The organism is Methylosinus sp. R-45379 (assembly GCF_001644125.1).
Taxonomy (GTDB): Bacteria; Pseudomonadota; Alphaproteobacteria; order Rhizobiales; family Beijerinckiaceae; genus Methylosinus.
Window position 1 is genome coordinate 1 of sequence record NZ_LUUM01000005.1, and the last position, 5,822, is coordinate 5,822.

9 protein-coding genes are annotated in these 5,822 nt (G+C 64.6%); 5 read left to right on the forward strand and 4 right to left on the reverse strand.

Features of this window, described 5'->3' with window-relative positions; translation table 11 throughout:
* Positions 1-16: 16 nt before the first annotated feature.
* The 4 genes from A1351_RS01060 (at position 17) to A1351_RS01075 (ending at position 3,072) form a co-directional block, all read left to right on the forward strand.
* A complete protein-coding gene (locus A1351_RS01060; protein WP_305791295.1) occupies positions 17-1,147 on the forward strand; it encodes a site-specific DNA-methyltransferase in 1,131 nt (376 codons plus the stop codon).
* 47 nt (positions 1,148-1,194) lie between these two features.
* The gene (locus A1351_RS01065) at positions 1,195-1,530 is read left to right on the forward strand and encodes a cupin domain-containing protein (RefSeq protein WP_024880828.1); all 336 of its coding nucleotides are present in this window, start codon (positions 1,195-1,197) and stop codon (positions 1,528-1,530) included.
* A gap of 168 nt (positions 1,531-1,698) precedes the next feature.
* A complete protein-coding gene (locus A1351_RS01070; RefSeq protein ID WP_024880827.1) occupies positions 1,699-2,568 on the forward strand; it encodes a xanthine dehydrogenase in 870 nt (289 codons plus the stop codon).
* Positions 2,569-2,655: 87 nt separating this feature from the next.
* Positions 2,656-3,072 carry a winged helix-turn-helix domain-containing protein gene (locus tag A1351_RS01075; RefSeq protein ID WP_024880826.1) on the forward strand — a complete coding sequence of 139 codons (417 nt, stop codon included), beginning with the start codon at positions 2,656-2,658 and terminating at the stop codon, positions 3,070-3,072.
* Here the strand turns inward: A1351_RS01075 and A1351_RS01080 are convergent.
* Entirely contained in the window at positions 2,987-3,475 is a 489-nt protein-coding gene (locus tag A1351_RS01080; RefSeq protein ID WP_024880825.1) for a TOBE domain-containing protein, read from the reverse strand. The genes A1351_RS01075 and A1351_RS01080 overlap by 86 nt on opposite strands.
* Before the next feature lie 137 nt (positions 3,476-3,612).
* Entirely contained in the window at positions 3,613-3,933 is a 321-nt protein-coding gene (locus A1351_RS25690; RefSeq protein ID WP_245267377.1) for a hypothetical protein, read from the reverse strand.
* A gap of 284 nt (positions 3,934-4,217) precedes the next feature.
* On the opposite strand from A1351_RS25690, the gene A1351_RS01090 reads away from it, so the two are divergent.
* On the forward strand, positions 4,218-5,060 hold the full coding sequence (locus A1351_RS01090; protein ID WP_024880823.1) for a hypothetical protein: 843 nt from the start codon (positions 4,218-4,220) through the stop codon (positions 5,058-5,060).
* A 17-nt stretch (positions 5,061-5,077) separates the two neighbouring features.
* Here the strand turns inward: A1351_RS01090 and A1351_RS01095 are convergent, their stop codons facing one another.
* Together A1351_RS01095 and A1351_RS01100 are read right to left on the reverse strand one after the other, a co-directional pair.
* On the reverse strand, positions 5,078-5,494 hold the full coding sequence (locus A1351_RS01095) for a group III truncated hemoglobin (RefSeq protein ID WP_024880822.1): 417 nt from the start codon (positions 5,492-5,494) through the stop codon (positions 5,078-5,080).
* A 118-nt stretch (positions 5,495-5,612) separates the two neighbouring features.
* On the reverse strand, positions 5,613-5,822 hold a 210-nt coding region (locus tag A1351_RS01100; protein WP_245291548.1), incomplete at its 5' end, for a substrate-binding domain-containing protein.

Consider the following 5,822-nt stretch of genomic DNA (forward strand, 5'->3'; position numbering starts at 1 on the left):
CCGCCCCAAGTCCCAGATAAAGGTCTCGCGTACTGGGACGTCGAATTTCGGGTCGCCTCGCGCGATGTCGCGTAACGAGGTCGTCGTCGGAGACAGCGTCGAGGTCATGCTCGGCCTGCCGGAGGCGAGCGTCGATCTCGTTTTCGCCGATCCACCTTATAATCTGCAGCTGGCCAACCGGCTCACCCGGCCGGATCAGAGCGTCGTCGACGCGGTCGATGATGATTGGGACAAATTCGCCGATTTCGCCGCCTATGACGCCTTCACCCGCGACTGGCTGGCGGCTGCGCGGCGGGCCATGAAGCCCAACGCCACTATTTTCGTCATCGGCTCCTATCACAATATATTCCGCGTCGGCGCGATCATGCAGGACCTCGGGTTCTGGATCCTGAACGACATTGTGTGGCGGAAAAACAATCCCATGCCGAATTTTCGCGGCCGTCGCTTCACCAATGCGCATGAGACGCTGATCTGGGCGGCGCGCGACGCTTCGGCGCGAAATTACACTTTCCATTACGAGGCGTTGAAGGCCGGCAATGAGGATTGCCAGATGCGCTCGGACTGGCTGCTGCCGATTTGCTCGGGCGGCGAACGCCTGAAGGATTCGAGCGGCCGCAAGACGCATCCGACGCAAAAGCCAGAGGCTCTGCTCGCCCGCATCATGCTCGCCGCCACCAATCCCGGCGATCTGGTGCTCGATCCTTTCTTCGGCTCCGGCACCACGGGCGCGGCGGCCCGGCTGCTCGGCCGCGATTATCTCGGCATAGAGCGCGAGCAGATCTACGCCGCTGCGGCGCGCGCGCGCATTGCGGCGATCTCGCCGCTGCCGGCCGAGGCGGTGGCGCCGGCGCCCTCCAAGCGCAATGAGCCGCGAATCGCTTTCGCCAGCGTCGTTGAGGCGGGCCTCGTCGCTCCCGGCGCGACGCTCACCGACGCAAAGGGCCGCCACAAAGCGGTCGTTCGCGCGGATGGCGCGCTGTCGATCGGCGCCATCGTCGGCTCGATTCACAAGACGGGCGCCTTGGTGCAGGGCCTGCCCGCTTGCAATGGCTGGACTTTCTGGCATTTCGAATCGGGCGAGGGCCTCGCGCCGATCGACGATTTGCGCGCGGTCGCCCGCGCGCGTCTGCGCGACGCCGCGGAATAGTCGCGAGAGCGACGCCCCGCGGCGCGGCGCGAGCCGCGGGAAGACGCATGCGACTGGAAAATATTTTCGCCGATCTGCCGGAAAAAGCGGAGCAGGAGCAGTTTCTGCCGCTGCTCGCCGGCTCGAACATGCGCGTCGAGCGCATCGTCTCCTTCGGCCAGGCGAGCCCGCCCGGATTTTGGCACGATCAGGAGGAGGCGGAATGGGTGATCCTGCTCGCCGGATCGGCCGGACTGCGTTTCGAGGGCCATGACGAGGTGCTGACGCTCGCCCCGGGCGACTATCTCGAGATCGCCGCGCATCGGCGTCATCGCGTCGAATGGACGGATGAGACGCTGCCGACGGTCTGGCTCGCTGTCCATTTTCGCGCCGAGGGAGCCTGATGCAGCGACAAACGGTCGAAAACCGTCACTGTTATATACGTGACAATATAGGTGCGCTTCCCGCCGTGGTGTCGCATAATTTCATAGATATCTGAAATTAAAATAGAAAATCATTGCATGAGCGGTGGCGCGCCGCTTGCTACCTCCTGTACAGATCAGGAGTGAGCGATGCGCCCTCGACACGAATTTGAGACGCCGCGGCGGAAGCGACCGCTGGCCGTCATATTGGGAACGAACGAGATCGCCTCGGCGGTCGCCGTGCATATGAACCGGATCGGCTGGGCCTGCGTGCTGAGCCATGACGCCTTCCCACCCGTCATCCGCCGCCAGATGGCCTTTCACGATTGCCTCTATGGCGAGCGCATCACGCTCGAGGAGGTCGAGGCCGAGCGCGCCGATTCGACCATGGAACTGGTCGAAATCCTCGACTTCACGACCAAGGTCGCGGTGACGCCGCTGCAGTTCCACGATCTCGCGGCGGTTCGCACGGCCCATGCGCTCGTCGACGCGCGCATGCAGAAATATCGCGCGACGCCGGATTTGCGGCATCTCGCCAAGGTCGCGGTGGGCCTCGGGCCGAATTTCGCCGTCGGCCGCAATTGCGACATCGCGATCGAGACCAAGCCTTCGCAGGCGGGCCTCATCGTCCAGGAGGGCGAGACCGAGCCGGCCGACCATGTGCCGAACCGCCTCGGCGATGTCGGCGAGGAGCGTTTCGCCTATTCCAGCAAGCCCGGCCTGTGGCATTCGGCGATCGATATCGGCGTCCGTGTGTTCAAGGATTTCGTCGTCGGCCATTTGGACGGCGAGCCGGTGATGGCGCCGCTGGACGGCGTGCTGCGCGGGGTCATCCGCGACGGCCTCCACATCCCGGCCGGGGTCAAGCTGCTGGAGATCGATCCGCGCGGCCGCTCCGCCAAATGGACCGGCATAGACGAGCGATCGGGGCTGGTCGCGAGCGCCGTCGGCCGGGCGATCCGCATCGAGCTCGCCAAGCGCGAGGCGACGCCGATCGCAGGGCCTTTCGTCGCCCACTGACAATCCTGTCGCCAATGTGACAGGATCGTCGTCTTTCAGCTATATTTTGTTCGATACAGATCGCGGCGTCGTAGGAGGCGCGGAACGATGCGAACAGAAGTGGATGCGCCGCAGGTCGGCGTTATTTTGAAGCTGCCCAATGGCGGGGTTCTCGCTCCCGCGGATCTCGAGCTGATCGACGCGCTGCGCAAGGAACGCTCGATCATCGGCGCGAGCCGGGCGCTCGGCCTATCCTATCGCAAATGCTGGCTTTCGGTGGATGCGCTCAATCGGACTTTCGAAAGTCCGGTGGTGGCGACCTTCCCCGGCCGGCGCGAGGGCGGGGCGGAGATCACGCCTTTCGGCGAGCGGCTGGTGGGCGTCTATCGATCGATCGAGCGTCACGCGGCCAATTCGGCCAAGCGAACGCTGGACGAGATCATCGGGGCGCTCGACTGGTCCTACCAGAAGTCGGCCACTGACGCGGAAACGGAGCCGCGTCGGGATCGAGCGTCCGGCCGCTGACGGCGACCGTCTTGATCATCGCCCAGGCCGAGAGTCCCTCGACCAGGGCGAGCCGTTCGACCGATTCATGCGTGATCAGCGCGTCCACGCGGGCGCCGCCGAGCGAAAGGCGCGCGCGCGTGAAGGGCGGCGGCAGAAAATCCAGCTCGAGGATGGTGCCGGGAAGGCGATTGAGTATGGAGACATCCATCGGCCGCGAGAGGGCGATGGAGACGTCGCGCGCGTCGATCTCCACCTCTATGGCGGTTCCGACGATGGCGTCGACCATAGGCACGCGCAATTCCCCGCCGGCGAAAAACAGCGTGGAGAGGCCGGCCTCCGGCTCGTGCCGCAGCACGCGCGCCGGGAAAATCGATACGTAATGGTGGGTCTGCGCAAAGAGCGGCGTTGTCTTGTCCAGCATGATCGCCGAACTAGCGAGAAATACGCCAATCTCACATTTTACTGGGAAAAACGCCCGTTTTGACGCTGAAAAGGCGTCGTTCGGCGGTTTTTCGCTCGGAACACGGACGCCGCTCGGCGGCGCCCGCTTCGAAATGCTCAGTTCGGATTGCGAGCGGCGATCGCCTCATATTGCTCGCGGGTCAGGCGGAAATAGCCGCGGCCGCCCGCGCGCGTCTCGTATTTGTCGCCGGCGCGCTGGCACAGCAGCTTGTACCATGCCTGCTTGTCGAGATGGGCGGGAAGGCCATTGATTTCCCAGACGGTCGTATCAGGGCGGAAGCGCACCATGATGATGACGCCGTCGCCCACCGCGGTCGCGACGCTGGCGTCCTTTTCCACCGGCTCGACAGCCGCAGGAATATTCGTGACAACATGGCCGGCTTCGGTCGAGACCTCTGAAGAAACATTCGGTTGCACATCGTCCTCCATATCGCCGGCTCGCGGCGCTCTCCGAATTGTCGGGCCATCGACGGGCCGGCCGAGCCGGCGTCTCCGCCCGAGACGTTTCGTTCTATGCGAGCCGTATACCAAACTATATTGCAAAAGTTCCAGACTGGCGGTCCGCGCCTGCGGCATTAGGTCACTCTGGCGCGGCGCCCGGAGGCGAGGCGCGCGGGTCCGAGTGGCGCCGTTTTCGCGACAAAGGCCAGATTCTTGCTAAGGCCCCTAATCCGTATCACCTCAGCCGAAGTGAGCCCGTCATGTCAGAAAGACATTCCTGCGTTCTCGTTCTCGGCATCGGCGAAACCGCGTCCGCGATAGCGCGTGAGCTGTTCCTCGCCGATCATATCGTCGCCGTCCACGAGGCGGCGCCGCCGCCCGATCTCCGCCGTAAGATGACGTTTTCGGACGCCTGGTTCGACGGCTCCAGCGTTCTCGAGGGCGTGGAGGCGCGCCGCGCCGATCTCGTCGCCGAATTCATGCTCGGCCTGCGCAGCCGCATGTTCGTGCCGGTGCTGACGCATCCGCTCAACGAAATTCTCGAGCGTTGGCCTTGGGAAGTCGTCGTCGATGCGGAGATGAATCCGCGCAAGGACCCGTTCTCCGTCAAAAATCTCGCCGGCCTCACCATCGGCGTCGCGCCGGGCTCGATCCCGGGCGAGAATTGCGATCTCGCCATAGACGCTTATGGCAAGGATCCGGGCGCGATACGGCGCCCCGGCGAAGGCCCCGGCCCGAGCTACGAGGCGGACCCGCCGGAGGCCGAGCCGGTGCGCGCTCCCGTCTCCGGACTCTTCAAAATGCACAAGGAAATAGGCAATATCGTCGAGGCGGGAGAGGCTTTCGGGGAGATCGACGGCGCTCCCGTGCCGGCCCCCTATGGCGGCCGCATTCGTGGCATCATCAAGCAGGGCAGGGCGGTCGCCAAAGGCACGCCGCTCGCCGATATCGCCGCCTCGGCCGGCGCTCAGGTCGCCGGCATGACGGCGCGCAACCGACTCATCGCGCGCGGCGTCTCCTTTGCGATCGAGATGCAGGCGGAAGGCTGGACGCCCTTCTCCTGGGACGCGTTTCTGGAAGGCGGCGGCGGCCTCTCGATCTGAGCGGCCGCCCTACAACTTCAGTGCGGGGGGAGGCGCGAGGGCTTGCCATCTGCGCCGGTGAAGGGAAACAGCCCGCCTTGGAAACATTGTGACATATGTGTCGCCTTGGCGATGGCCTCCTCGGCCTGCGCCGCGGGAAGGTTCTCGCGCGCCGATTGCGTGAACAGCTCCACCCAGCGGGCGAAATGCTCCGGCTCGACGGGCAGGTTTATGTGAACGGCGAAAGGATGGCCCTGATAGCGATCCGTGCCCAGCAGCGATTTGGACCAGAAATTTGCGATGATATCGAGATGCTGGTCGAGCTCCGGGATCGCGCTGAAAATCGGCCCCAGCAGGGGATCGGCCAAGCCTTTGTCGTAGAAGGCGCGCACGCAGGTCGTGATCGCGGCCTCGAGCGTCGTCGGCTCGGCGGTCGCTTCGGTGGAAGCTGACATTGTCTCTCCTCCTATTCCTTCAGCGATACAGCGGCGGGCGCCAGCGCGCGCTCAGCCAGAGTCTTTGTTTTGACGTGCTTCCAACGCCGAACCGGTGTCCACTTCGGCTGGAAACGCTCTAATCCGCGTTGAAGCGCACGGCGCCCAATTGCGAGATGTCATAGCCGCCGAGCCGCGCGGCGCGCTCCTGAAACGCCTCGCTCGCGCAAAAGCGCATGAGCGTCTGCCAGGGCGGATCGAAATAGGCCTTGCGCCAGACCACGAGATCGAAGCGCTCGACGATCTGCGGCGCGAAATCGAGGCCGAACTGGCGCGCGCAAGCCTCGAG